Here is a 21,485-nt window from a genome sequence, read left to right on the forward strand (position 1 = left end):
AGGTCGCGAATTGCACAAACAAAAAGCGCGAGGGGTTCTCCCCTCGCGCCTTTGGAATTGGTTGTGCAAGCCTGCGGCGGAGCCGTCAGCCGCGCGCCGGAACCTTGTGCAGAAGCGGCATCAGCTCGCCCATATCGGGCCCGTGCGCCATGCCGGTCACGGCCTTGCGCAGCGGCATGAACAGCCCCTTGCCCTTGCGCCCGGTCGCCTCTTTCACGTCCGAGGTCCAGTCCTTCCACGTGGTGTCGGAATAGGGCGGCGCGGGCAGCATCGTCATGGCCTGAGCGATGAAGTCGCGATCTTCCTCGTCGATCTCCGGCTCCGCGCCGTTGAGGCACAGATCGGCCCAGCCCTTCAGATCGTCGAGCTTGTCGATATTTTGCGAGGCGACCTTCCAGAAGCGCTCGCGCTGCTCCTCGGGGATGCCGAGATCCGCGATACGATCTGCCACGGCCGAGAACGGCAGGTGCTGGTTGCGCGCGCGGGTCAGCGGGATCAGGTCCGCCGGGTCGAATTTCGTCGGCGCCGAGCCGAAATGGTTCAGATCGAACCCGTCGGCCAGCTCGTCGATCGACATTTTCAGCTCGATCGGCTGGCTCGAGCCCAGACGCGCCATCATCGACAGCAGCGCCTCGGGGGCGATGCCTTCGGCGCGCAGATCGCGGATCGAGAGCGCGCCGAGGCGCTTCGACAGCTCCTCGCCCTGCGGGCCGGTCAGCAGCGAATGGTGCGCGAAGCTCGGAACCTTGCCGCCGATCGCCTCGATGATCTGGATCTGCGTCGCGGTATTGGTGACGTGGTCGCCGCCGCGCACGATATGGGTGATGCCCATATCCGCGTCGTCGACCGGTGAGGCGAAGGTATAGAGCACCTGCCCCGAGGCCTTGATCAGCACCGGATCGGACACGCTGGCCGCGTCGATCGACAGATCGCCGAGGATGCCGTCTTTCCACTCGATCCGCTCGAGCTCGAGCTTGAAGCGCCAGTAACCTTCCTTGCCTGCCGCGCGCATCGCGTCTTTTTCGGCATCCGACAGATGCATCGACGCGCGGTCATAAACCGGCGGCTTGCCCATGTTCAGCTGCTTCTTGCGTTTGAGGTCCAGCTCGGTCGGGCTCTCGAAACATTCATAAAGCTTACCGTCGGCCTTCAGCTGCTCGGCCACTTCGGCATAGCGGTCCAGACGCAGCGACTGACGCTCTTCCCGGTCCCATTCGATCCCGAGCCATTCGAGATCCTGCTTCAGCGCGTCGATATATTCCTGCTTCGAACGCTCCTGATCGGTATCGTCGAGGCGCAGGATGAATTGACCGCCGGTCTTGCGGGCGATCAGGTAGTTCATCAGCGCGGTGCGCAGGTTGCCGACATGGATATAGCCGGTGGGCGACGGGGCGAAACGGGTAACGGTGGTCATCTGGGCAAACTCCTGTTGGCGCCTGCTCTTTCACAAGGCGGCCCGTTTGTCCATATGAGGGGCCATGCGGCGCGTGCAGAGCGGCTTGGAGGGGACGATGAGCGAAGGTTACGACTGGACGGAGGTCACGGCGCCGGGCATCGAGGAAATCGAGGCTCTGGCCGAGGCCGCACGCGCGGCGCTTCCGCCGGAATTCGCCCGCGCCGCGCAAGGTGTCGCGATCCGGGTGGAAGACTTCGCCTCCGAGGCGATGCTCGCCGATCTGGGCATCGAGGACCCTTTCGATCTGACCGGGCTCTATGACGGCATCCCGCTGACCGAGAAATCCGTGATGGACCCCGGCGGCCACACGGATGTGATCTGGCTCTTCCGCCGCCCGATCCTCGACGAGTGGGTCTCGCGCGGAAACGAGCCCCTCGGAACCCTCGTCACCCATATTTTCGTGCATGAACTGGCGCATCATCTGGGGTGGTCGGATGGCGATATTTCTTCAATCGATCGCTGGTGGGAGTGAACCGAAGCGGCTCACGCAACGTTCACGACTCTGTGGAAGCGGCGCGATGCGCTAGACTTCGACCTGCGAAGATCAACCATCGAGAGGGAGAGACCCGATGACCAGGACCTTCATGACCCGCCGTACTGCCCTGAAAACCGCCGCTTTCCTGCCCGCCGCCCCCGCGCTTCTGACCGGGAGCGGCGCCGCCGCGCAAAGCTCGAACGAAGCCCCGCCCGCGATCCCGCGCTATCGCCGGATGCAGATGGGCGATCTGACGATTACCACGCTGCTCGCCGGATCGCGCGAGCTGGAAAACCCGCAGACGATCTTCGGCATGAATGCCAGCCCCGAAGACTTCGCGGCCGTCTCGGAAGCCGCCTATATCCCCGCCGACAAGTCGTTGAATTTCTTTACTCCGACGCTGATCGAGACCGGCTCGGAGAAAATCCTCTTCGACACCGGCCTGTCGCCGGAGGGGATCACCTCGGCGCTTGCCGCAGCCGGACACGCGCCCGAGGACATCACCCATGTCGTGATCACCCATATGCATGGCGACCATATTGGCGGGCTGATGGGCGATGGCGGAGAGACGTTCGCCAATGCCGCCTATATCACCGGGCAGAAAGAATTCGACCACTGGTCGAATGCGGGCAACGACACGTTCGAAGCCAAGGTCCGTCCGCTGGCCGAGAAGATGAGCTACCTCAAGGGCGGCGATTCGGTCGTCTCCGGCATCTCGGCGGTCGAGGCTTTCGGCCACACGCCGGGCCATATGGCATTCATGGTGGAGTCGGGTGGCAAGGGGCTGATGCTCGCCGCCGATACCTCGAACCACTATGTCTGGTCGCTTCAGCGTCCCGATTGGGAAGTGAAATACGACATGGACAAGGAGATGGCCGCGAAGACCCGCAAGGAACTTCTCGGCCGTGTCGCCGCCGACAAGCTGGCCTTCGTCGGCTATCACATGCCCTTCCCCGGTGTGGGTCATCTCGAGGCGCTGGACACCGGCTTCCACTTCCACCCGATCACCTATCAGCTCAACGTCTGATCCGTGATGGGTACGGGCCAAGCCCGCGCCGAGATATTTCAGGCGCGCGCCCGATCGGCGCGCGCTTTTCTTATATCAGCTCGCTCTGAGAGGGGCACGCCCCTAAGGGCCGCGACTGGCTGCGCCCCGCCCGTCAGGCGGCGGCATCGCCCTCATGCAACTCCATGCGCACAAGGGTCTGGTTGAGCAGGATATAGGCGATCTCGCCGAACGTGACGGGGCCGGTGAAGCCGCCGGTCCGCTGCCCTTCCAACTCGCCATAGAGATAGTTCAGGATACAGTTGCACGAATATTCGTTGGCGCCTTTGCCCCCCGCGCCTTCAGCGAAGGCCTGCGCGTAAGAGCCCAGCGCCTGCGCCAGACGGTATTCGACCCCCTCGACAACAGGGGCGTAGAATTTCACCTTGCCGGCCTGGGCATCGACCTCCTGGATCGAGACATTGACGAGCGTGCCTGCGTAATTTGCGACCAGCGGCAGGCGCGTGTCGAGCTCATGCTCGGCGATGTAGCGGGCGAGATTGACCTCTTTCCCCTCGACCGTCGCCACCTCCGCTTCGAACCCCGCCTTCGGGAAGGTGAAGGTCAGCGCCTCGGCCTCGCCTTGGGCGAAGATATTGAGAATGTCGAGATCGGCCGCGACACCATCGGGCAGCTCGACATGCAGCAGCACCGCCCCTTCGTCATGCGCCACCCCCGTCGCGCCGTCGAACACCTTCGGCGCGCGTTTGCCCAGCTCATCGAGATGCACCCCGGTGATCCAGCCCGCCAGCGGCTGATCGAAGAGACCGGGATAGCCTTGCCCCTCCACCGCGAAGTCGGAATGCGCCACCGAGAAGGCGGGGATCATGATCATGGTGAAGCCATTTTCGGCGTAGCCTTCGGAAATCTTCGGCAGTTCGCCCACCTCGAGCCAACGCGGCGCTGCGCCCGTCGCCCGCTCGAAACGGGTGCAGAACAGCTTGTCGCGCACCACCGCCCCGCCCTCTTCGGTGACGAAGTAAACGGTGGTGCCGCCGATCCATTTGCCGCGCGGGAGCTGCGCAAGAAGCGCCTCGTCCCCTGCCACGACCATGACGTCACCCGCCTCGATCCGCGCGGCGGCCTCGGCCACGCTCAACATCTCATTTTTCATCCCGGATCCCCTCTCGAGCCTAGAACGCCGCGACATCGCCGGCGGCAAAGGCATTTATCGTCACGAACTCACGCAGCTCCGCAATCTTGTCGCCAAGCGAGGCCGGGCGCGCGGCCACCTCGCGACGCAGGCGCGCAATCAAGATCTTCGTTGCCAGCGACGCCGCACTCAAATCGCTCTGACTCGTCAAAACCCGCTTCCATCGCGGATCATCGGCACCCGGAACCATCCTCACACTCCTTTGAAACAGCACGGGAGCAGTCATAGCGCACCACCCCTTAACACTGCGTTGACAGGCGCGCGCTCCGCGCCGCAAAGTCGGGCTCTGGGCCAAAAGGAGACGCGATGACCTCGATCCTCACGATCACGCTCAACCCGACGGTCGATCTGTCGATCGAGACCCCCGAGGTCGCCCCCGAGCGCAAGCTGCGCTGTACGCGGCCGCTCACAGATCCGGGCGGCGGCGGCCTGAATGTCAGCCGCGCGATCGCCGCTCTGGGGGGCAATTCCACCGCTTTCGTGGCCCTTGGCGGGACCACCGGCGACCGGGTGATGCGGCTTCTGGCCGAGGCCGGGATCGCCGTCTTCCCCTTCCCCGCGCCGGGCGAGACGCGGATGAGCCTGACCGCCACGGATCAAAGCACGGGCGCGCAATATCGCTTCGTGATGCCGGGGCCGGACTGGGGCGCGCGCGATGTCGCGAAAGCGCTCAGCCGGATCGCGCGCGCCGCGCCCGAAGGCGGGATCGTGGTTCTGTCCGGCTCGCAGCCGCCCGGCGTGCCCGAAGATTTCCCCGCGCGACTGGCGACGAAGATGGCGCGGACCAAGGCGCGACTTTTTCTCGACACCTCCGGCGAAGCTCTGCACCAGCTGATGGAAAGCGAGGCGCAACCCGCAGACGTGCTGCGGATGGACGAGCTGGAGGCCGAGGGGCTGGCGGGTCGCAAACTTCCCGAACGCCGGGATAGCGCCGATTTCGCCCAAGACCTCGTGCGGCGCGGGCTGGCCCATGCGGTGATCGTGGCACGCGGCGCGGACGGCAATGTGCTGGCCACCAAGGATGCGCGTTGGTTCGCTGTGGCTCCGAAGGTCGACGTCGTGTCGAAAGTGGGCGCGGGCGACAGTTTCGTGGGGGCCTTCACGCTGGCGCTTTCCCGCGGCAAGTCCTTCCGCGAGGCGTTGCAGCAAGGCGCCGCAGGCGCAGCGGCCGCCGTGACGACACCTGCGACCGATCTCTGCTCGGCCGCGATGGTGCGCCGCCTCCTGCCGCATTGCCCGGTCGAGCCGGTCTGAGCACTCTGCCCCTTTGCCTCGCGGCACCTGCGCGTTATGAAAGCGCCAAAGGAGCGCCGCCCATGCTGAAGACCCGCATCATTCCCTGTCTCGACGTCGCCGACGGCCGCGTCGTGAAAGGCGTCAATTTCGTGAACCTGATCGACGCGGGCGACCCGGTCGAGGCCGCCAAGGCCTATGACGCGGCAGGCGCCGACGAGCTGTGTTTCCTCGACATCCACGCGACGCACGAAAACCGCGGCACCATGTTCGATCTGGTGACCCGCACCGCCGAGCAATGCTTCATGCCGCTCACCGTGGGCGGCGGTGTGCGCACCCATGACGACGTGCGCGCGCTGCTGCTGGCGGGGGCCGACAAGGTCTCGTTCAACTCCGCCGCCGTGGCCGATCCGAACGTCATCACCGAGGCCGCCGATCGCTTCGGCAGCCAATGCATCGTCTGCGCGATCGACGCCAAGACGGTGGAGCCGGGCCGCTGGGAGATCTTTACCCATGGCGGGCGCAAATCCACCGGGATCGACGCGGTGGAATTCGCGCGCACCGTGACTGCGAAGGGCGCGGGGGAAATCCTGCTGACCTCGATGGATCGCGACGGCACCCGCGCGGGCTTCAATCTGGAGCTGACGAAGGCGATCTCGGACGCGGTGGACGTGCCGGTGATCGCCTCCGGCGGCGTCGGCAATCTCGATCATCTGGTGGAAGGCGTAACCAAGGGCGGGGCTTCGGCCGTGCTCGCGGCGTCAATCTTCCACTTCGGCGAATACACGATCCGCGAGGCCAAGGAATACATGGCCGCCGCGGGCATTCCGATGAGGCTGCAATGAGCATTCTGGACCAACTCGCCGCGACCATCGAGAGCCGCAAGGGCGCCGATCCCGACACGTCGTGGACCGCGAAACTGCTGGCCAAGGGCCCGGAGAAATGCGCCGAGAAATTCGGTGAGGAAGCGGTGGAAGCGATCATCGCCGCAGCGAAGAACGACCGCGAGAACCTGACCTATGAGGCGGCGGATGTGCTCTATCACCTCTTGGTGATGCTGGCGGCGCGCGACGTGAAGCTGGCCGATGTGCTGGCCGAACTGGAGCGCCGCGAAGGGACGTCCGGCATCGCCGAGAAAGCCGCGCGCAGTTAAGGGGCGCTGCCCCTCTGCCTTACGGCATTCACCCCGGGATATTTTCCAAGAGCGAAGGGGCGGCCCGTGCCTGCCTTCGCTCTTGCCGAAATATCCCGGGGGTGAGGGCGAAGCCCGAGGGGGCAGCGCCCCCTTTCCCCGCGCGAACCGCGTGCTAGCTGGCCTCTCAAACAGGAGGCTTTCATGGCACAGACCACCGACACCAACCGCAAGATCATCCTCGCCGAGCGCCCGAAAGGCGCACCGAACGAGAACACGCTGAAGCTCGAGACCGAGGCCGTGCCGCAGGCGGGCAAGGGTGAAATGCTGCTGCGCACCGTCTGGCTGTCTCTCGACCCCTACATGCGCGGGCGGATGTCGGATGCGAAATCCTACGCAACCCCGGTCGAGATCGGGGGCGTGATGACCGGTCAGGTCGTGGCCGAGGTCATGGAGAGCGATGTCGCGGGCTTCTCGAAGGGCGACTTTGTGCTTTCGCCCTCGGGCTGGCAGGATTTCTTCGTCTCTGATGGCACGCAGGTGCTCAATCTCGGGCCGGAGCCGGAGAACCCGAGCTGGGCCTTGGGCGTCCTCGGGATGCCAGGCTACACGGCCTATGCGGGCCTCCTGAGGATCGGCGAGCCGAAGCCGGGCGAGACGGTCGTGGTTGCCGCCGCCTCAGGGCCGGTGGGCGCAACGGTCGGCCAGATTGCCAAGATCAAGGGCTGCCGCGTCGTCGGCGTCGCGGGCGGGGCCGAGAAATGCGCCCATGTCACCGACACGCTCGGGTTTGACGCCTGCATCGACCACCGCGCCGAGGATTTCGCCGAGCAACTGGCCGCAGCCTGCCCGGACGGGATCGACGTCTATTTCGAGAATGTCGGCGGCAAAGTGCTCTACGGCGTGCTGCCGCTTCTCAACCCTTTCGCGCGGATGCCGGTCTGCGGCATGGTCGCGTGGTATAATCTGCAAGGCCTGCCCGAGGGGCCCGATCACGGGCCGCAGATCCTCTCGACGATCCTGCGCATGAAGGTGAAGGTGCAAGGCTTCATCATCTTCGACAGCTTCCCGATCGAGCTCTATCAGGAATTCTCCGAAGCGATGACCGGCTGGCTGAAAGAGGGCAAAGTTCAGTACAAGGAGCAGGTGGTGGAGGGCCTCGAAGCCGCGCCGCAGGGGCTCTATGACCTGCTGGAGGGCCGCAATTTCGGCAAGATGGTCGTGAAAGTCGGCTAAAAGCGAGGCACGCGCGCAGGGCTTTCGCATCCGTGACTTGCCCTGCGCCGCGCATCGCTTATCTCTATCTCTATGTTTGGACGCCTTTTCGATATGCTCAACGATCCCGCCCCCGATCCGATGGAGGGGGAAGATCGCGAATTGGCGCTTGGCGCACTTCTGGTGCGGCTCGCGCGGTCGGATGAAAACTATACCGAAGAGGAGAAAATCCGGATCGACCGGGTTCTCGCTCAGCGCAACGGGCTCTCTGGCTTCGAGGCGACCGAGATGCGCAAGCGCGCCGAAGAGGTCGAGGCGGGCGCGCCCGACACGGTCCGCTTCACACGCGCACTGAAGGACAAGGTCGCCTATGAGGACCGCACCGGCGTGATCGAGGCGCTGTGGGACGTGGCGCTGGCCGATGGCGTGCGCGATGCCCATGAGGATGCGCTGATCCGGCTCGCGGCGAAACTTCTGGGCGTAAACGATGTCGATTCGGCGGTCGCAAGGCAACGAGTCGAAGCCCGCCGCACCTGAATTCGACGGGCACACCGGCGCGGAGCGCGACCGCTCCGCGCCTGTTTTTTCCTCAGATGCTCGTGATTTCGGCCCCTTCCCCATCGTCAACCGGGCAGACGCAGTTGCATTCACCGGTCAAATCGCGCCAGATTGCGCGGATGGACAAAGAGAAGCTGCCTGCGTGACCCGAAACGAGCCTGCGCCCAAAGACGCGCCCGTCATCGAAATCCGTGACCTTTACAAGAGCTACGGCTCGCTCGAGGTGCTCAAGGGCGTCTCGATCACCGCGCCGCGCGGCCATGTGGTGTCGTTGATCGGCTCCTCCGGCTCGGGCAAATCGACCCTCTTGCGGTGCTGCAACCTGCTTGAAGACAGCCAGAAGGGCGATGTGATCTTCGAAGGCGAGTCTGTGCATTGGCGTGGCGAGGGGCTCAATCGTCGCCCTGCCGACCGCGCGCAGGTCACCCGGTTCCGCACGAACCTGTCGATGGTGTTCCAGCAGTTCAATCTCTGGGCGCACATGACGATCCTGCAGAACGTGATGGAAGCGCCGGTGACGGTGCTGGGCCGCGACAAGGCAGAGGTCGAACCGCTGGCGCGCCAGTTGCTCGACAAGGTCGGCATCGGCGACAAATGCGGCGCCTGGCCCGCGCAGCTCTCGGGCGGCCAGCAGCAGCGCGCGGCGATCGCGCGGGCGCTGTGCATGGAGCCCAAGGCGCTTCTCTTCGACGAGCCCACCTCGGCGCTCGACCCGGAATTGCAGCAAGAGGTGGTGAAGGTCATCAAGGACCTCGCCGCCGAACACCGCACCATGATCCTCGTCACCCATGACATGCGACTGGCGCGTGACGTCTCCGACCACGTCGTCTTCCTGCATCAGGGCAAGATCGAGGAAGAGGGCCCGCCAGAGGCTCTGTTCGGCGCGCCGAAATCGACGCGCCTGCAACAATTCCTGTCGGCCACCGCGCCGGCGTGAACCAACCCAAGAATTAACAACGGGGAACCAAAATGAAAAAACTGATCCTGACCGCTGCCATCCTCGGCCTTTCGGCTGGCGTCGCTGCGGCACAGACCGTCCGCATGGGCACCGAGGGCGCCTACCCTCCCTACAACTTCATCGACGATAACGGTGAAGTCGCGGGCTTCGAGCGCGAACTCGGCGACAAGCTGTGCGAGATGGAGAGCCTCGACTGCACCTGGGTCACCAATGACTGGGATTCGATCATCCCGAACCTGCTCTCGGGCAACTACGACACGATCATGGCTGGCATGTCGATCACCGCTGAGCGTGAGAAGACCATCGACTTCACCCAGGCCTATTACCCGCCGGCGGCCTCGTCCTACATGGCGATGGACCCGGGCGCGGATCTCAAGGGCGGCGTGATCGCGGCACAGACCGGCACCATTCAGGCGGCGCATGTCGCTGAAACCGGCGCGACGCTGGCCGAATACGCGACCCTCGACGACACGATCGCCGCCGTGAAGAACGGTGAGGCCGACGCGGTCTTCGCCGACAAGGACGCGCTCAAGCCCTTCGCGGGCCAGGACAACATGGAATTCGTGGGCGACGACGTGCAGCTCGGCAAAGGCATCGGCATCGGCCTGCGCAAGTCCGACACCGAGCTGAAGGACAAGTTCAACGACGGCATTTCCAAGCTGAAAGCCGATGGCACGCTCAACGAACTGCTCAAGAAGTATTTCGGCGACGACGCCCTGACCTTCAAGAACTGATCCAGAAAACGAGGCCGGGGCGGCATGAGCCGCTCCGGTCCCGACCGAAAGTCCGATGTTCGAAAGCTGTTCCGATCCCTCTGCCCTTCACGGGCTTGGCTGGCTGCTCTGCTACCTGACCACAGGTAAGCAGATCATGTTCTATGGCTCGTTCGGCATCGTGCTGATCCTGCTGGCCGTGACCGCGCCGGTGGCGCTGATCTTCGGCTTCGGCGGGGCGCTGGCCGCCCGGTCGAGCGCCGCCCCGCTGCGCTTTCTCGGACGGGGCTACATCGCGATGGTGCGCGGTGTGCCCGACATCATCTTCTTCCTTTTCGTGCCGATCGCGATGGACCAGGGGCTTGAGTACCTGAAGTCACGCGCAGTCTGCCCCGATCCCGGCCCAGCCTGGACGGGTAACGAATTCCACGTCTGTGCCTCCGCGAAAATCCCGCTCGGCACGGCCCCGCAATTCTATCACGAGGCCTATGGCTTCGCGCTGGCCGTGGTGGCCTTCTCCATCGTCTACGGCGCCTTCGCCGCCAACGTGCTGTTCGGCGCGATGCAGGCGGTGCCGCGCGCGCAGCTGGAGACCGCCGAGGCCTACGGCATGACCCGCGCGCAGGTGAACCGCCGGGTGCTGATCCCGCAGATGTGGGCCTATGCGATCCCCGGTCTGTCGAACCTCTGGATGATCCTCATCAAGGCAACGCCGCTGCTGTTCCTTCTGGGCATCGAGGATATCGTCTATTGGGCGCGCGAACTGGGCGCGACCAAGTCGAGCATCTACGCCTATCCGCATCCCGACTGGCGTCTGTATTACTTCCTCGTGCTGCTGGTCTTCTATCTGGTGATGACCAAGCTCTCCGAGATCGTGCTGGCCCGCATCAACCGCCGCCTCGCCTTCGGGCAGGCCACGGCGGCCGGGGAAGCGCTGAGAAAGGCGGACGCATGAGCTGCATTCAGACCATCGCGGATTACGGGCTGCGGTCGATCGGGATCGGCGAGCGGCTGCTGCCGCGCTCCGATTTCACCATGTGCCAGCAATTCACCCTGATCGGCTCGGGGATGATCTGGAACCTCTATTTCGGCATTCTCGCGCTTCTGGCAGGGTTCTTCCTCGCCACGACGCTCGCGGTGGCGAAGAACTCCGATCGCGCGATCTTCCGCAAACCGGCCGAATGGTTCATCTTCCTGTTCCGCGGCTCGCCCCTCTTCATCCAGTTCTTCCTCGCCTACGAGGCCTTCGCGATGCTGCCCCGTGCGGGCTTCCCGATCCTCGGGATCACGGTCGCGACGGACTGGATCACGCGGGCCTGGGCAGGCGCACTGATTGTGCTGTTCTTCAACACCTCCGCCTATGCCGCCGAGATCTTCTACGGCGCGCTGCGCTCCGTGCCGAAAGGCGACATGGAGGCCGCCGACGCCTACGGCATGACCGGCTGGACCAAGTTCCGCCGCGTGACATGGCCCACGATGCTCCGGCTCGGCTGGCCGTCCTACACAAATGAGGCGATCTTCCTGTTCCACGCCACGACGCTCGTGTTCTTCTCGGGCTTCCCGGCGTTCCGGCAGGAGGGCGACGCGCTCTATTACGCGAAATATTTCGCGGACAAGACCTTCAACCCCTTCATCCCCTACCCGATCGCGGCGTTCTACTTCATCCTGCTTACGCTCTGCGTCATCGCGGTCTTCGGGGTGATCAACCGCCGCCTGAACCGCCATCTGCCGCAGGAAAGCCGCAAGCGCTTCCGGTTCAGGCCGCAGATTATCAGGTGACACATGAACTGGCTGCACGACCATCCCGACGTTCGCACGATCCGCGTGGCGGCGGCCGATCTCAACGGGGTGGCGCGCGGCAAGCGCCTGCCAGCCCGCTTTGCCGACAAGGTCTTCACCGAAGGGACGCGCTTTCCCTATTCGGTGATGAATCTCGACATCTGGGGCGAGGATGTCGAAGACAGCCCGCTTGTCTTCGAGTCCGGCGATGCCGACGGGCTTCTGATGCCGACCGAGCGCGGCTTCCTGCCGATGCCGTGGCTCTCGGCGCCGACCGCGCTTCTGCCGATCTGGATGTTCCATATGGACGGCAAGCCCTATGCGGGCGACCCCCGGCAGGCGCTGGCGCGCGTGGTGGAACGCTACAAGTCGCTGGGGCTGACCCCGGTGGTCGCAACCGAGCTGGAGTTTTTCCTGATCGACGACAGCGGCAAGACGCTGCGCGTGCCGCCCTCGCCCCGCTCGGGCAAGCGGCGCACCGGCGGTGAGGTGCTCTCGCTTCGCGCCCTCGACGCGTTCGACATTTTCTTCAGCCAGCTCTACGACGCCTGCGAGGCGATGGATATTCCCGCCGATACCGCGATCTCCGAAGCGGGTCCGGGGCAGTTTGAGATCAACCTTAGCCACCAGCCCGACCCGCTGAAGGCCGCCGATGACAGCTGGCTGTTCAAGATGCTGGTGAAGGGTCTGGCGCGCGCGCATGGCTTCGCCGCGTCCTTCATGGCGAAACCTTACGACGAATGGCCCGGCAACGGGATGCATATGCATTTCTCGGTGCTCGATGCCGAGGGCAACAACATCTTCAACGACGGCACGCCGCAAGGCTCGGACCAGATGCGTCACGCGGTGGCCGGGTGTCTGGCCGCGATGGAGGGCTCGGGCCTGATCTTCGCGCCGCATGAGAACAGCTATGATCGGCTCGTGCCCGACGCCCATGCGCCGACCGGCATCGCCTGGGCCTATGAGAACCGCACTGCGGCGCTGCGCATCCCGGCCTCGGGCCCGCAGGCGCGGCGGATCGAGCATCGCGTGGCGGGCGGCGACGTGAACCCCTACCTGATGATCGCAGCGATTCTGGGTGCCGCCCTAATCGGGATCGAGGACAAGATGGAAGCGCCCGAGCCGATCAAGGGCAACGCCTATGCGCTCGACCTGCCGCAGATGCCGACCGACTGGGAAGCGGCGATCGACGCCTTCCAGAATTGCGAGATCATGCCGCGCATCTTCGACCGCGACCTGATCACCAATTTCGCCATGACCAAGCGGCAGGAGCTGCATTACATGGCGGAGCTGTCGGATCAGGAACAGACCGAGCTTTACCTGGATACGGTCTAAGGGGGCGCTGCCCCCGCGCTGACGCGCTCCCCCGGGATATTTCCGTCAAGGGGAAGGGGAAGGCCGGGTGCAGGCAGAGGGGCCGCGCCCCTACCCGGCTGCCGCTTTCGCCTCGGCACGGGGATAGAGCCGCGCCATCGTCAGGCCGCGCGTGGCGTTGAGGATCATCAGCCCCGCCCAGAGCCCGTGATTGCCGAAAAGCGGGATAAGCACGAAAAGCGCGGCCGTGTAGATCGCGACCGAGATCACCATAGCGTTGCGCATCTCGCGCGTCAGGGTCGCGCCGATGAAGATGCCGTCGAGCATCCAGGCCGGGCCGCCGATCAGCGGCGCGGCGGCGATCCAGATCAGGTAGTCGCGCGCCTCGATGCGGACATTCGGGGCGGTGGTCATCAGGTCGATGATCGAAGGCCCCGCGAGCAGGAAGACCGCCCCCAGCGCGAGCGCGCCGCCGATCCCCCATTGCGAGGACACGATGCTCGCCCGGCGCAGCCTTGCTACCGAATGCGCACCCACCGCTTGGCCCACGAGGCTCTCGGCGGAGAAGGCGAACCCGTCCAGCGCGAAGGCCGTGATCTGCAGGAATTGCAGCAGCACCTGATTGGCCGCGAGCGTCACATCGCCCTGCCCCGCGCCGAGGAACAGGAAGGAGGTGAAGCTCGCCTGAAGCAGGATCGAGCGCAGCATGATGTCGGTATTCACCCGCGCCATCGTCGCCAGTTTCAGCCGGTCGAAGATTGCGCGCGCGCGCCACAAGCCGTTTACGAAGGCCGCGCGACACAGCCACAGCGCCAGCACCACACCGCTAATCTCGGAGATCAGCGTGGCGCCGGCGACGCCTTGCACGCCCCAGCCGAGGCCCAGCACGAAGAACAGATCCAGCCCCACGTTCAGCGCGTTCATCGTCACTTGCAGCAAGAGGACACCGCGGGTCCGCTCCAACGCGATGAGCCAGCCGGTGAAGGCGTAGAGCGAGATCGTCAGCGGCGCGCCCCAGATGCGGATCTGCAGGTAGTCGCGGGCGAGACGCTCGACCTCGTCGCTCGCGGGGGCCAGTTGGAACGCGCCCCAGAACAGCGGAATTTGCAGCACGATCAGGCTCAGCCCGGCGATGCCCGCAATGATCAGCGCCCGCATCAGCCCGGCGGAGACCTCGCCGGTATCACCCGTGCCATGCGCCTGGCTGACCAGTCCCGTCGTACCCATCCGCAGGAAGCCGAAGATCCAGTAGAGCGAGGATAGGATTACCGCGCCGATCCCCACCGCGCCAATGGGCGCGGGCAGGCCCATTTGCCCGACGACGGCCGTGTCGACCGCGCCGAGGATCGGGATCGTGGCGTTCGAGAGGACGATGGGCAGCGCGATCTTCAGAACCCGCGCATGGGTAATCTCAGCCATTGGGGGAAGTGTCGTCCCGCGCGGGCATCAGGAAATGGCCGGTCGCTTGGGCAAAAATCCGGGTACGGTTGTCCTGCCACGCCTCGACATGGACGCTGGCGTAACGCCGCCCCGAGCGGTTGACCCGCGCCCGCGCATAGGCGTCGCGCGGCAGGCCGGAGCGCAGATAGTCCACGGTGAAATCGATCGTCTTGGGCAGCCGCGGCAGGCTCTCCGGCGTGAGCGCGTCGAAATCGATCCGCCCCGCCTCGATATCGTCCCACAGGTAGGACCAGCTGAGTTCGATGATCGCGGTGACCTCGAGAAAGGCCGCCGTCACCCCGCCATGGATCGCGGGCAGCATCGGGTTACCGATCAGCTTGTCGTCATAGGACAGAACGCCGGTCAGTTCGTCGCCGCGCCGGTCGAAGCCGATGCCGAGAAACTGCGCGTAAGGAATGCCCTCGACGAGCATCTTGAGCGCGCCGTCGCGGCGCTGCTTGACCTGCTGGACGGGTTCGGGCTTGGGACGGCTCATGCTTGCCCCTCCGATTTGGGTTTGTCGGGGCGCGAGACGGTGAAGGCACCGGTGGCGGTCGCCACGGGACGCTCGGCATCCTCGTCATGGGTCGTGGCGCGCACGAAGGCCACCGAGCGGGTGACGTGATAGCATTCGGCCCGCGCGGTGATCCGCTGGCCGGGCGTGGCGGGGCGCATGTAATCGATGCGCAGATCGAGCGTCGCGGTGGAGGCCCCGGCCTGCGGATGGCTCATCACGGCGGCGCCCGCGCAGGTATCCATCAGCGCCGAGACCGCGCCGCCATGGATCACGCCGGTGCGCGGATCGCCCACGAAGCGCGCATCATAGGGCATCGACAGGGTCGCGCAGCCCGGGCGGATCTCGTCCATCTGCATCCCCAGCGCGCGGGAATGCGGGATCGCCTCGATGAACTGGCGCGCCTGTGCGAGTATCTTGTCGGTCTCGTCGCTCATGAAATCATCCCCGAATATCTTGCGCGACTATCCCCGCTGGCCGACGGGGTTACAAGACCCGCGCCTCAGCCTTGCCCCTGCGACATCAGGAAATAGCGCGCGATCCCGTAGAGGTAGAAACCGGTGAACATGATATTGAGATATTTCAGCTGCCGCTCGGTATGGAGCCAGGCGTGATAGGCCCAGATCAGGCAGAACGGCAGGCTGAGAAAGAGATTGAGCGGGTACCAGTTCTGCACGATGGCGATGGTCGAGGCGATGCCGAGGGCCAGAGCGACCCATTTCATCTCTTGCTGATAGGCCGCAAGGCCACCTTCGCGCAGACGCAGTGCCGGACGCATGCCCGCTCCTTCTGACTGATACCAATGTCGGGGGTCGCGGCCCTTGAGGCCTGCGATGCGATTGATATGCCACAGGAAAGGCAATCCGTCCAGACGGGCGTCGCTCAGCGGCGCGCGGCGAAGAAATCCTTCAGAAGCGCCTCGGCCTCCGCCGCGCCGATGCCGTCGTAGATTTCCGGCACGTGGTGGCTTTGCGGATGCGAGAAAACGCGCGGCCCCTGCGCAACGCCGCCCGATTTCGGATCGGCCGCGCCGTAATAAAGCCGCGCGATCCGGGCCTGAGAGATCGCCGAGGCGCACATCGGGCAGGGCTCGAGTGTGACATAGAGATCATAGCCCGGCAGCCGCTCCGAGCCGATCTGCGCACAAGCCTCGCGCATCGCGAGGATCTCCGCATGGGCAGTCGGATCGCCCAGCTCGCGGGTGCGGTTGCCAGCGGCGGCCACCACCCTACCGTCAGGGGCGACGACGACTGCGCCGACGGGCACCTCGCCGCGCTTGGCCGCCTCGCGCGCCTCTGCCAGTGCCTGTTGCATGAAAGACCGGAATTTCATGGCTCTTCATCGCTTGCAAATCCGCGCTTATCAAGACGCTTCCCACGCGCAGCAGAAAGGTGTAGATCGCCATCTTTCGCGCCCGAGCGACTCGCGCGCCCCCTCCCCTTGAAGGAACCGGACATGACCGACACTCCCGACAACTCCCCCCAAAATTCCGTTTCGAAATCCGCCGAGAAATCCGGCGCGAAAGAACGCATCGCCAAGGTGATCGCGCGCTCCGGCGTGGCTTCGCGCCGCGACGCCGAGAAGATGATCCTCGCCGGCAAGGTCGCGGTGAACGGCAAGCAGATCGACTCGCCCGCGCTCGACGTGGCTGCGTCCGACAAGATCACCATCGACGGCAAGCCGATCGACGCACCGCAGGAAACGCGGCTCTGGCTTTACTACAAACCGCTGGGTCTGGTCACGACCGAGAAGGACGAACAGGGCCGCCGCACGATTTTCGACGAGATGCCCGAGGGCATGCCGCGCGTGCTGAACGTCGGCCGTCTCGACCTCAACTCCGAAGGGCTGCTGCTCTTGACCAATGACGGTGGGCTGAAGCGCCGTCTGGAGCTGCCCGAGACCGGCTGGCTGCGCAAATACCGCGTCCGCGTGAATGGCCGCCCGACCGAGCAGAGCTTCGAGCCGCTGCGTCAGGGCATCACCATCGAGGGCGAGGAATTCCTTCCGATGGAAGTCTCGCTCGACCGCCAGCAGGGCGCGAATGCGTGGCTGACCGTGGGCATCCGCGAGGGCCGCAACCGCGAGATCCGCCGCGCGATGACCGAGATCGGCTTCCAGGTGAACCGCCTGATCCGCATCAGCTACGGCCCGTTCCGCCTGATGGACATGAAGGCGGGCGACGTGATGGAAGTGAAGCGCAGGATGTTGCGCGATCAGCTTGGCGGGTTGCTCGACGACAAGCCGGTGGGCGGCGAAGCCAAGCCCGAGCGCAAAGGGCGTGGGGATCGTCCCGAGCGTGGCGACCGCAAGGATCGGGGCGACAAGCCGCGCTTCAAGCGGGATCGCGACGACGGCGGGCGCGATGACAAGCCGCGCTTCCGCAAGGATCGCGACGAAGGTGGTCGCGAGGATCGTCCGCGCAAGCCGCGCACGGGCGGCTTCAAATCGCATCGAGACGAGGGCGACCGCGGTGATCGGGGCGAGCGCGGCGATCGGGGGCCTCGCTTCTCGAAAGACCGCGGCGACCGTCCGGATCGCGGGCCGCGTGGCGACAAGCCGCGCTTCAACCGCGACCGCGACGAGGGTGGCCGTGACGACAAACCGCGTTTCCGCAAGGATCGCGAAGATGGCGGGCGCGAGGATCACCCCTTCCGCGACGGGCCGCGCAAGCCGCGCACCGGTGGGTTCAAGTCGCATCGTGATGAAGGCGAGCGCGGCGACCGGGGCGACAAGCCTCGCTTCTCGAAAGATCGCGGCGACCGCCCCGATCGTGGGCCGCGCGGCGACAAGCCCAGCTTCAACCGCGACCGCGATGACCGCTCGGGCGGGAAGTTCGGCGGCAAGCCCAGCGGGAAATTCGGCGACAAGGCGCGCTTCAGCCGGGATCGCGACGAAGGTGGCCGTGACGACCGTGGCGGCGACAAGCCCCGCTCGGGCGGCTTCAAATCGCATGGCGGAAAACCGGGCGGGAAACCGCGCTCGGGCGGGTTCAAATCCCACGGCGACCGGCCCGCACGCTCGGGCGGTTTCAAGTCGCATTCGGGCAAACCGGGCGGGAAACCCGGTGGCAAGCCCTTCGGTGGCAAGCCGCGCGGCGGCAATCGCGACTGACCGGCGAAAACGCGCTTTTAGGGAGGGGATAACCGCCGTGGTTTTCCCCTCTTCTTTTTCCTCGGCGAGTTTACGCGAATTTCACACCGTCTCTCTGGCATAGACCCGCCAGCCTGCTTATAAATTCCCCTGAGGACGTCGAAATTCGCGTCCGATGGCAGGGGCTGGCGATGTCGCGCGAGGCGCAAAAGAGAATCGCTTTCTGGCTGATGATCGCGCTGACGCTGTCGGTCGCGCTCACCGGGAGCGTATGATGGCTCAACGCTATGGCGGAAAATACTCGCCCCAAGGCCCGGCCAGCGGGCCCGACCTGCACGATCCCCGCAGCGTGCCGCCCCATCGTCGTCCCGATGCCCGCCACCCCGAAGAAGGCCGACCGTTCTGGATCGTGGCCGCCGCCCTGCCCTTCTTGCTGGGCGCCTTCGGCGAAGGCCCCTTCGCACTGGCCCGCGCACTTGGCGCCTTCGCCCTGATCGCAGGCGCCGCCTGGACGATCCGCGAAGGGCTGCGGGCCGAGTTTGCCTATGTCGCACGCAGCTCGGCCAAGCGCCCGGCCTTCCCGCGGAAAATTCTTGGTTCCGTCGCCTATGGTCTGGGTCTCGCATTGGGCGCACAGGCCCCCGAACTGGGCGTGATCGGCGCGGCCGGGATCGGGGCTATCGGCACGGTGGTCTCGCTCGTGGCCTTCGGTATCGACCCGCTGAAAGACAAGGGGATGGACGGCGTAGACGAGTTTCAGCAAGAGCGCGTCGCCCGCGTGGTCAAGGAAGGCGAGGCCTATCTGGCCGAGATGCGCAAGGCCATCACCCCCTCGGGCGAACGCGTTCTGATCACCCGCGTCGAGCAATTCGCCACCACCGCGCGCGATCTGTTCCGCGCGGTCGAGGAAGATCCCGGCGATCTGGCGCAGGCGCGACGCTACATGACCGTTTATCTGGAGGGCGCGCGCGACGCGACGATCAAGTTCGCCGATCTGTGGCGCAACACGCGCGATCAAAAGGCACGCGACGATTACGCGGCGCTGCTCGATGATCTGGAGGCGAATTTCACCGCCCGCACCCGCAAGATGCTGGAAGATGGCCGCGAAGGGCTGGAGATCGAGATCGACGTGCTGCGCGACCGGCTGGCGCGCGAAGGGGTCGTGCCGACGACCCGCGAGAATTGACGAAGCGTGAGTTGAAGAGTGACACCGGGAACTGCCCCGACAGGCGCAAGGAGGCCCTGAGATGACCGAGACGACCCGCCAAAAGGCAACCGAGCTGATGACCGAAGTGGAAGGTGTCAGCGGTTCGCTGCTGCCCGAGCCGGGCCCGGCAGAGGCGGTGACGCCGCTCGATCAGGCCCCGCCCGAGACCGCCGAGGAAATCCGCAAGCGCATGGCCGAGCTGGACATGGGCGACTCGAATTCCATCGTGCAGTTCGGCTCGCGCGCGCAGGTCGATCTGCAATCGATCAGCCAGGAGATGCTCTCGGGCGTCAAGAACAAGGATGTCGGCCCCGCCGGAGACAGCCTGCGCCAGATCGTCACCACGATCCGCGGCTTCTCGGTCTCGGAACTCGACGTGCGCCGCAAGCGGAGCTGGTGGGAAAAGCTGCTGGGCCGCGCCGCGCCGTTTGGCAACTTCATCGCCCGGTTCGAAGAGGTGCAGGGCCAGATCGACCGCGTCACCGACGAGTTGCTGAGCCACGAGCACAAGCTGCTCAAGGACATCAAATCACTCGACATGCTCTACGACAAGACGCTTCATTTCTATGACGAGCTCGCGCTCTATATCGCGGCGGGCGAGGAAAAGCTGGCCCAGCTCGACCGGGAGGAAATCCCCGCGAAGGAGGCGGCGATGGAAGCCGCCTCCGAGGATCAGAAAGTGCTCAAGGCGCAGGAAATCCGCGATCTGCGCGCAGCCCGCGACGATCTGGAGCGCCGGGTGCATGATCTGAAACTGACCCGTCAGGTGACGATGCAGTCGCTGCCCTCGATCCGGCTGGTTCAGGAAAACGACAAGAGCCTAGTGACCAAGATCAACTCGACGCTCGTGAACACCGTGCCGCTCTGGGAGACCCAGCTGGCGCAGGCGGTCACGATCCAGCGCTCGCGCGAGGCGGCAGGCGCTGTGCGCGAGGCCAATGATCTGACCAACGAGCTTCTGAAATCGAATGCCAAGAACCTGCGCGAAGCCAATGCCGAGATCCGCACCGAGATGGAGCGTGGCGTCTTCGATATCGAGGCGGTGAAGGCCGCCAACGCCGATCTGGTCGCCACGATCGAGGACTCCTTGCGTATCGCCGACGAGGGCAAGCGCAAGCGCGCCGCAGCAGAGCATGACTTGGTCGAGATGGAGGACAAACTGCGCGACACCCTGTCGGCGGCGAAATCCTCCGCACAGGCTGGCGGGGCTGCGGGATGACACGGATGCGTGCGGCCTTTCCGGTTCTTGCAGGGCTGGCGGCACTGGCCCTTTCGGCCTGCGCGCCGGGCTTGGGCGGCTCGCCGCTCGCACCGGACAAGACCGCGCGCCCGCCCAGCGCGCCGACCGATCTCGATCGCTCGAACGCCACTAAGCAAAGCGCGCTCTCGCGGGAGATGTCGGCCTATTTCGCCAAGACCGCAGCCGAGATGGAAGCGCGCGGCCAGTTGCGCACCGATGTCGCGCCGCGCGATGCGCCGTTCAACCAGCGGCAACTGGTGCAGGACTTCGTCCATATCGCGCTTTACGACGAATACGCGGCGCAGGGTGGCGGGTTCGTCGCCCGTCAGACCCCCTCGCGCCTGCGGCGCTGGGACAAGCCGGTGCGGATGGATATCGACTTCGGCGCCTCGATCCCCAAGGCCGACCGCGCCTCGGATATCGCCGAAGTGCGCGCCTATGCGGGCAAGCTTGCGCGCGCCTCGCGCCATCCGGTCAGCGTGGTGAACCGGGGCGGCAATTTCCACGTCCTGTTCCTCAACGAGGACGAGCGCCGTGCCATCGGCCCGCGCCTGCGCCAATTGGTGCCGGGGATCGATGACAGCTCGGTCGAGGCGATCACCAATCTGCCGCTCTCGACCTATTGCGTGGTCTTCGCCTTCTCGCAGGGCGACAGTCCGATCTATACCGACGCCGTCGCGGTGATCCGGGGCGAACACCCGCCGGAACTGCGCACGAGCTGCATCCATGAGGAACTGGCCCAGGGGCTGGGCCTCGCCAATGACTATCCGCGCGCGCGGCCCTCGATCTTCAACGATGACGAGGAATTCTCGCTGTTGACCAAGCATGACGAGTTGCTGCTGCAGATGCTTTACGACCCGCGCCTGACGCCCGGCATGACCGAACGCGAGGCCCGCCCGATCGTCACCACCATCGCCTCCGAATTGCTGGGCGGCGCAAGCTGAGAACCAAGAAGGAACCGCA

At 65.3% G+C, this 21,485-nt stretch carries 24 protein-coding genes; 16 read left to right on the forward strand and 8 right to left on the reverse strand.

The annotated features are described in order from the left end of the window. Positions 1-85: 85 nt before the first annotated feature. Positions 86-1,414: a glutamate--tRNA ligase gene (gene gltX / locus BMI89_RS00875; RefSeq protein ID WP_078569464.1), complete on the reverse strand. Its 1,329-nt coding sequence runs from the start codon at positions 1,412-1,414 to the stop codon at positions 86-88. 97 nt (positions 1,415-1,511) lie between these two features. Here gltX and BMI89_RS00880 point away from each other — a divergent pair, with 97 nt between their 5' ends. Together BMI89_RS00880 and BMI89_RS00885 are read left to right on the forward strand one after the other, a co-directional pair. Next, positions 1,512-1,928, forward strand: a complete 417-nt coding sequence (locus BMI89_RS00880) for a metallopeptidase family protein (protein WP_078569757.1) — start codon at positions 1,512-1,514, stop codon at positions 1,926-1,928. A 97-nt stretch (positions 1,929-2,025) separates the two neighbouring features. Then, positions 2,026-2,958 (forward strand): MBL fold metallo-hydrolase, encoded by a 933-nt coding sequence (locus BMI89_RS00885; RefSeq protein ID WP_078569465.1) that lies wholly within the window; start codon positions 2,026-2,028, stop codon positions 2,956-2,958. A gap of 133 nt (positions 2,959-3,091) precedes the next feature. On the opposite strand, the gene BMI89_RS00890 is transcribed toward BMI89_RS00885, so the two are convergent. Both BMI89_RS00890 and BMI89_RS00895 read right to left on the reverse strand, forming a co-directional pair. Then, positions 3,092-4,090, reverse strand: coding sequence for a hypothetical protein (locus tag BMI89_RS00890; RefSeq protein ID WP_078569466.1), 999 nt, complete (start codon positions 4,088-4,090; stop codon positions 3,092-3,094). Positions 4,091-4,109: 19 nt separating this feature from the next. Then, positions 4,110-4,319, reverse strand: a complete 210-nt coding sequence (locus BMI89_RS00895) for a hypothetical protein (RefSeq protein WP_078569467.1) — start codon at positions 4,317-4,319, stop codon at positions 4,110-4,112. A 116-nt stretch (positions 4,320-4,435) separates the two neighbouring features. Between BMI89_RS00895 and BMI89_RS00900 the strand changes: the two genes are divergently transcribed. The 10 genes from BMI89_RS00900 to BMI89_RS00945 all read left to right on the forward strand — a co-directional run bounded on the left by BMI89_RS00900 (position 4,436) and on the right by BMI89_RS00945 (position 13,052). Next, complete coding sequence (locus BMI89_RS00900) at positions 4,436-5,383, forward strand: 1-phosphofructokinase family hexose kinase (RefSeq protein WP_078569468.1); 948 nt, start codon at positions 4,436-4,438, stop codon at positions 5,381-5,383. Positions 5,384-5,445: 62 nt separating this feature from the next. Further along, positions 5,446-6,207 carry an imidazole glycerol phosphate synthase subunit HisF gene (gene hisF / locus BMI89_RS00905; protein ID WP_078569469.1) on the forward strand — a complete coding sequence of 254 codons (762 nt, stop codon included), beginning with the start codon at positions 5,446-5,448 and terminating at the stop codon, positions 6,205-6,207. Further along, positions 6,204-6,515 carry a phosphoribosyl-ATP diphosphatase gene (locus BMI89_RS00910; protein WP_078519676.1) on the forward strand — a complete coding sequence of 104 codons (312 nt, stop codon included), beginning with the start codon at positions 6,204-6,206 and terminating at the stop codon, positions 6,513-6,515. The genes hisF and BMI89_RS00910 overlap by 4 nt, the downstream gene beginning before the upstream one ends. 183 nt (positions 6,516-6,698) lie before the next feature. Beyond that, positions 6,699-7,730, forward strand: a complete 1,032-nt coding sequence (locus tag BMI89_RS00915) for an NADP-dependent oxidoreductase (protein ID WP_078569470.1) — start codon at positions 6,699-6,701, stop codon at positions 7,728-7,730. 93 nt (positions 7,731-7,823) lie between these two features. Beyond that, positions 7,824-8,246 (forward strand): TerB family tellurite resistance protein, encoded by a 423-nt coding sequence (locus tag BMI89_RS00920; RefSeq protein ID WP_246831943.1) that lies wholly within the window; start codon positions 7,824-7,826, stop codon positions 8,244-8,246. 163 nt (positions 8,247-8,409) lie between these two features. Next, positions 8,410-9,204, forward strand: coding sequence for an amino acid ABC transporter ATP-binding protein (locus BMI89_RS00925; RefSeq protein WP_078569471.1), 795 nt, complete (start codon positions 8,410-8,412; stop codon positions 9,202-9,204). Positions 9,205-9,236: 32 nt separating this feature from the next. After that, positions 9,237-9,959 (forward strand): transporter substrate-binding domain-containing protein, encoded by a 723-nt coding sequence (locus BMI89_RS00930; protein ID WP_078569472.1) that lies wholly within the window; start codon positions 9,237-9,239, stop codon positions 9,957-9,959. A gap of 55 nt (positions 9,960-10,014) precedes the next feature. Further along, complete coding sequence (locus BMI89_RS00935; protein WP_078519681.1) at positions 10,015-10,893, forward strand: ABC transporter permease subunit; 879 nt, start codon at positions 10,015-10,017, stop codon at positions 10,891-10,893. Continuing rightward, a complete protein-coding gene (locus BMI89_RS00940) occupies positions 10,890-11,717 on the forward strand; it encodes an ABC transporter permease subunit (RefSeq protein WP_078546203.1) in 828 nt (275 codons plus the stop codon). The genes BMI89_RS00935 and BMI89_RS00940 overlap by 4 nt, the downstream gene beginning before the upstream one ends. A 3-nt stretch (positions 11,718-11,720) precedes the next feature. After that, positions 11,721-13,052, forward strand: a complete 1,332-nt coding sequence (locus BMI89_RS00945; RefSeq protein ID WP_078569473.1) for a glutamine synthetase family protein — start codon at positions 11,721-11,723, stop codon at positions 13,050-13,052. Positions 13,053-13,142: 90 nt separating this feature from the next. On the opposite strand, the gene BMI89_RS00950 is transcribed toward BMI89_RS00945, so the two are convergent. The 5 genes from BMI89_RS00950 to BMI89_RS00970 form a co-directional block, all read right to left on the reverse strand. After that, a complete protein-coding gene (locus BMI89_RS00950; RefSeq protein WP_078569474.1) occupies positions 13,143-14,450 on the reverse strand; it encodes an MATE family efflux transporter in 1,308 nt (435 codons plus the stop codon). Further along, positions 14,443-14,967: a PaaI family thioesterase gene (locus BMI89_RS00955; protein ID WP_078569475.1), complete on the reverse strand. Its 525-nt coding sequence runs from the start codon at positions 14,965-14,967 to the stop codon at positions 14,443-14,445. Before BMI89_RS00955 ends, BMI89_RS00950 begins: the two co-directional genes overlap by 8 nt. Continuing rightward, on the reverse strand, positions 14,964-15,422 hold the full coding sequence (locus BMI89_RS00960; protein WP_078569476.1) for a PaaI family thioesterase: 459 nt from the start codon (positions 15,420-15,422) through the stop codon (positions 14,964-14,966). The genes BMI89_RS00955 and BMI89_RS00960 overlap by 4 nt, the downstream gene beginning before the upstream one ends. A 65-nt stretch (positions 15,423-15,487) precedes the next feature. Next, positions 15,488-15,763 carry a peptidase gene (locus BMI89_RS00965; protein ID WP_078539747.1) on the reverse strand — a complete coding sequence of 92 codons (276 nt, stop codon included), beginning with the start codon at positions 15,761-15,763 and terminating at the stop codon, positions 15,488-15,490. Between the two features lie 104 nt (positions 15,764-15,867). Further along, positions 15,868-16,317 (reverse strand): nucleoside deaminase, encoded by a 450-nt coding sequence (locus BMI89_RS00970; RefSeq protein WP_078569477.1) that lies wholly within the window; start codon positions 16,315-16,317, stop codon positions 15,868-15,870. Between the two features lie 123 nt (positions 16,318-16,440). Between BMI89_RS00970 and BMI89_RS00975 the strand changes: the two genes are divergently transcribed. From BMI89_RS00975 to BMI89_RS00990, 4 genes are all read left to right on the forward strand, one after another. Next, entirely contained in the window at positions 16,441-18,096 is a 1,656-nt protein-coding gene (locus BMI89_RS00975; RefSeq protein WP_078569478.1) for a pseudouridine synthase, read from the forward strand. 253 nt (positions 18,097-18,349) lie between these two features. Further along, a complete protein-coding gene (locus BMI89_RS00980; RefSeq protein ID WP_078569479.1) occupies positions 18,350-19,261 on the forward strand; it encodes a 5-bromo-4-chloroindolyl phosphate hydrolysis family protein in 912 nt (303 codons plus the stop codon). Positions 19,262-19,322: 61 nt separating this feature from the next. Beyond that, positions 19,323-20,501 carry a toxic anion resistance protein gene (locus BMI89_RS00985; protein ID WP_078519690.1) on the forward strand — a complete coding sequence of 393 codons (1,179 nt, stop codon included), beginning with the start codon at positions 19,323-19,325 and terminating at the stop codon, positions 20,499-20,501. Continuing rightward, positions 20,498-21,466 (forward strand): DUF2927 domain-containing protein, encoded by a 969-nt coding sequence (locus BMI89_RS00990; RefSeq protein ID WP_078569480.1) that lies wholly within the window; start codon positions 20,498-20,500, stop codon positions 21,464-21,466. Before BMI89_RS00985 ends, BMI89_RS00990 begins: the two co-directional genes overlap by 4 nt. Positions 21,467-21,485 lie beyond the last annotated feature (19 nt).

The sequence above is a fragment of the Thioclava sp. F36-7 genome, assembly GCF_002020075.1.
GTDB classification, from domain to species: Bacteria; Pseudomonadota; Alphaproteobacteria; order Rhodobacterales; family Rhodobacteraceae; genus Thioclava; species Thioclava sediminum.

Bases quoted from the DNA above. Each gene is read 5' to 3' on its own strand.
- BMI89_RS00920 (WP_246831943.1), top strand. From the start codon at position 7,824: ATGCTCAACGATCCCGCCCCCGATCCGATGGAGGGGGAAGATCGCGAA.
- BMI89_RS00965 (WP_078539747.1), bottom strand. From the start codon at position 15,763: ATGCGTCCGGCACTGCGTCTGCGCGAAGGTGGCCTTGCGGCCTATCAG.
- BMI89_RS00940 (WP_078546203.1), top strand. From the start codon at position 10,890: ATGAGCTGCATTCAGACCATCGCGGATTACGGGCTGCGGTCGATCGGG.
- BMI89_RS00935 (WP_078519681.1), top strand. From the start codon at position 10,015: ATGTTCGAAAGCTGTTCCGATCCCTCTGCCCTTCACGGGCTTGGCTGG.
- BMI89_RS00990 (WP_078569480.1), top strand. From the start codon at position 20,498: ATGACACGGATGCGTGCGGCCTTTCCGGTTCTTGCAGGGCTGGCGGCA.
- BMI89_RS00880 (WP_078569757.1), top strand. From the start codon at position 1,512: ATGAGCGAAGGTTACGACTGGACGGAGGTCACGGCGCCGGGCATCGAG.
- BMI89_RS00910 (WP_078519676.1), top strand. From the start codon at position 6,204: ATGAGCATTCTGGACCAACTCGCCGCGACCATCGAGAGCCGCAAGGGC.
- BMI89_RS00985 (WP_078519690.1), top strand. From the start codon at position 19,323: ATGACCGAGACGACCCGCCAAAAGGCAACCGAGCTGATGACCGAAGTG.
- BMI89_RS00980 (WP_078569479.1), top strand. From the start codon at position 18,350: ATGGCTCAACGCTATGGCGGAAAATACTCGCCCCAAGGCCCGGCCAGC.
- BMI89_RS00890 (WP_078569466.1), bottom strand. From the start codon at position 4,090: ATGAAAAATGAGATGTTGAGCGTGGCCGAGGCCGCCGCGCGGATCGAG.
- BMI89_RS00900 (WP_078569468.1), top strand. From the start codon at position 4,436: ATGACCTCGATCCTCACGATCACGCTCAACCCGACGGTCGATCTGTCG.
- BMI89_RS00970 (WP_078569477.1), bottom strand. From the start codon at position 16,317: ATGAAATTCCGGTCTTTCATGCAACAGGCACTGGCAGAGGCGCGCGAG.
- BMI89_RS00915 (WP_078569470.1), top strand. From the start codon at position 6,699: ATGGCACAGACCACCGACACCAACCGCAAGATCATCCTCGCCGAGCGC.
- gltX (WP_078569464.1), bottom strand. From the start codon at position 1,414: ATGACCACCGTTACCCGTTTCGCCCCGTCGCCCACCGGCTATATCCAT.
- BMI89_RS00975 (WP_078569478.1), top strand. From the start codon at position 16,441: ATGACCGACACTCCCGACAACTCCCCCCAAAATTCCGTTTCGAAATCC.
- BMI89_RS00960 (WP_078569476.1), bottom strand. From the start codon at position 15,422: ATGAGCGACGAGACCGACAAGATACTCGCACAGGCGCGCCAGTTCATC.
- BMI89_RS00895 (WP_078569467.1), bottom strand. From the start codon at position 4,319: ATGGTTCCGGGTGCCGATGATCCGCGATGGAAGCGGGTTTTGACGAGT.
- BMI89_RS00950 (WP_078569474.1), bottom strand. From the start codon at position 14,450: ATGGCTGAGATTACCCATGCGCGGGTTCTGAAGATCGCGCTGCCCATC.
- BMI89_RS00930 (WP_078569472.1), top strand. From the start codon at position 9,237: ATGAAAAAACTGATCCTGACCGCTGCCATCCTCGGCCTTTCGGCTGGC.
- hisF (WP_078569469.1), top strand. From the start codon at position 5,446: ATGCTGAAGACCCGCATCATTCCCTGTCTCGACGTCGCCGACGGCCGC.
- BMI89_RS00885 (WP_078569465.1), top strand. From the start codon at position 2,026: ATGACCAGGACCTTCATGACCCGCCGTACTGCCCTGAAAACCGCCGCT.
- BMI89_RS00945 (WP_078569473.1), top strand. From the start codon at position 11,721: ATGAACTGGCTGCACGACCATCCCGACGTTCGCACGATCCGCGTGGCG.
- BMI89_RS00955 (WP_078569475.1), bottom strand. From the start codon at position 14,967: ATGAGCCGTCCCAAGCCCGAACCCGTCCAGCAGGTCAAGCAGCGCCGC.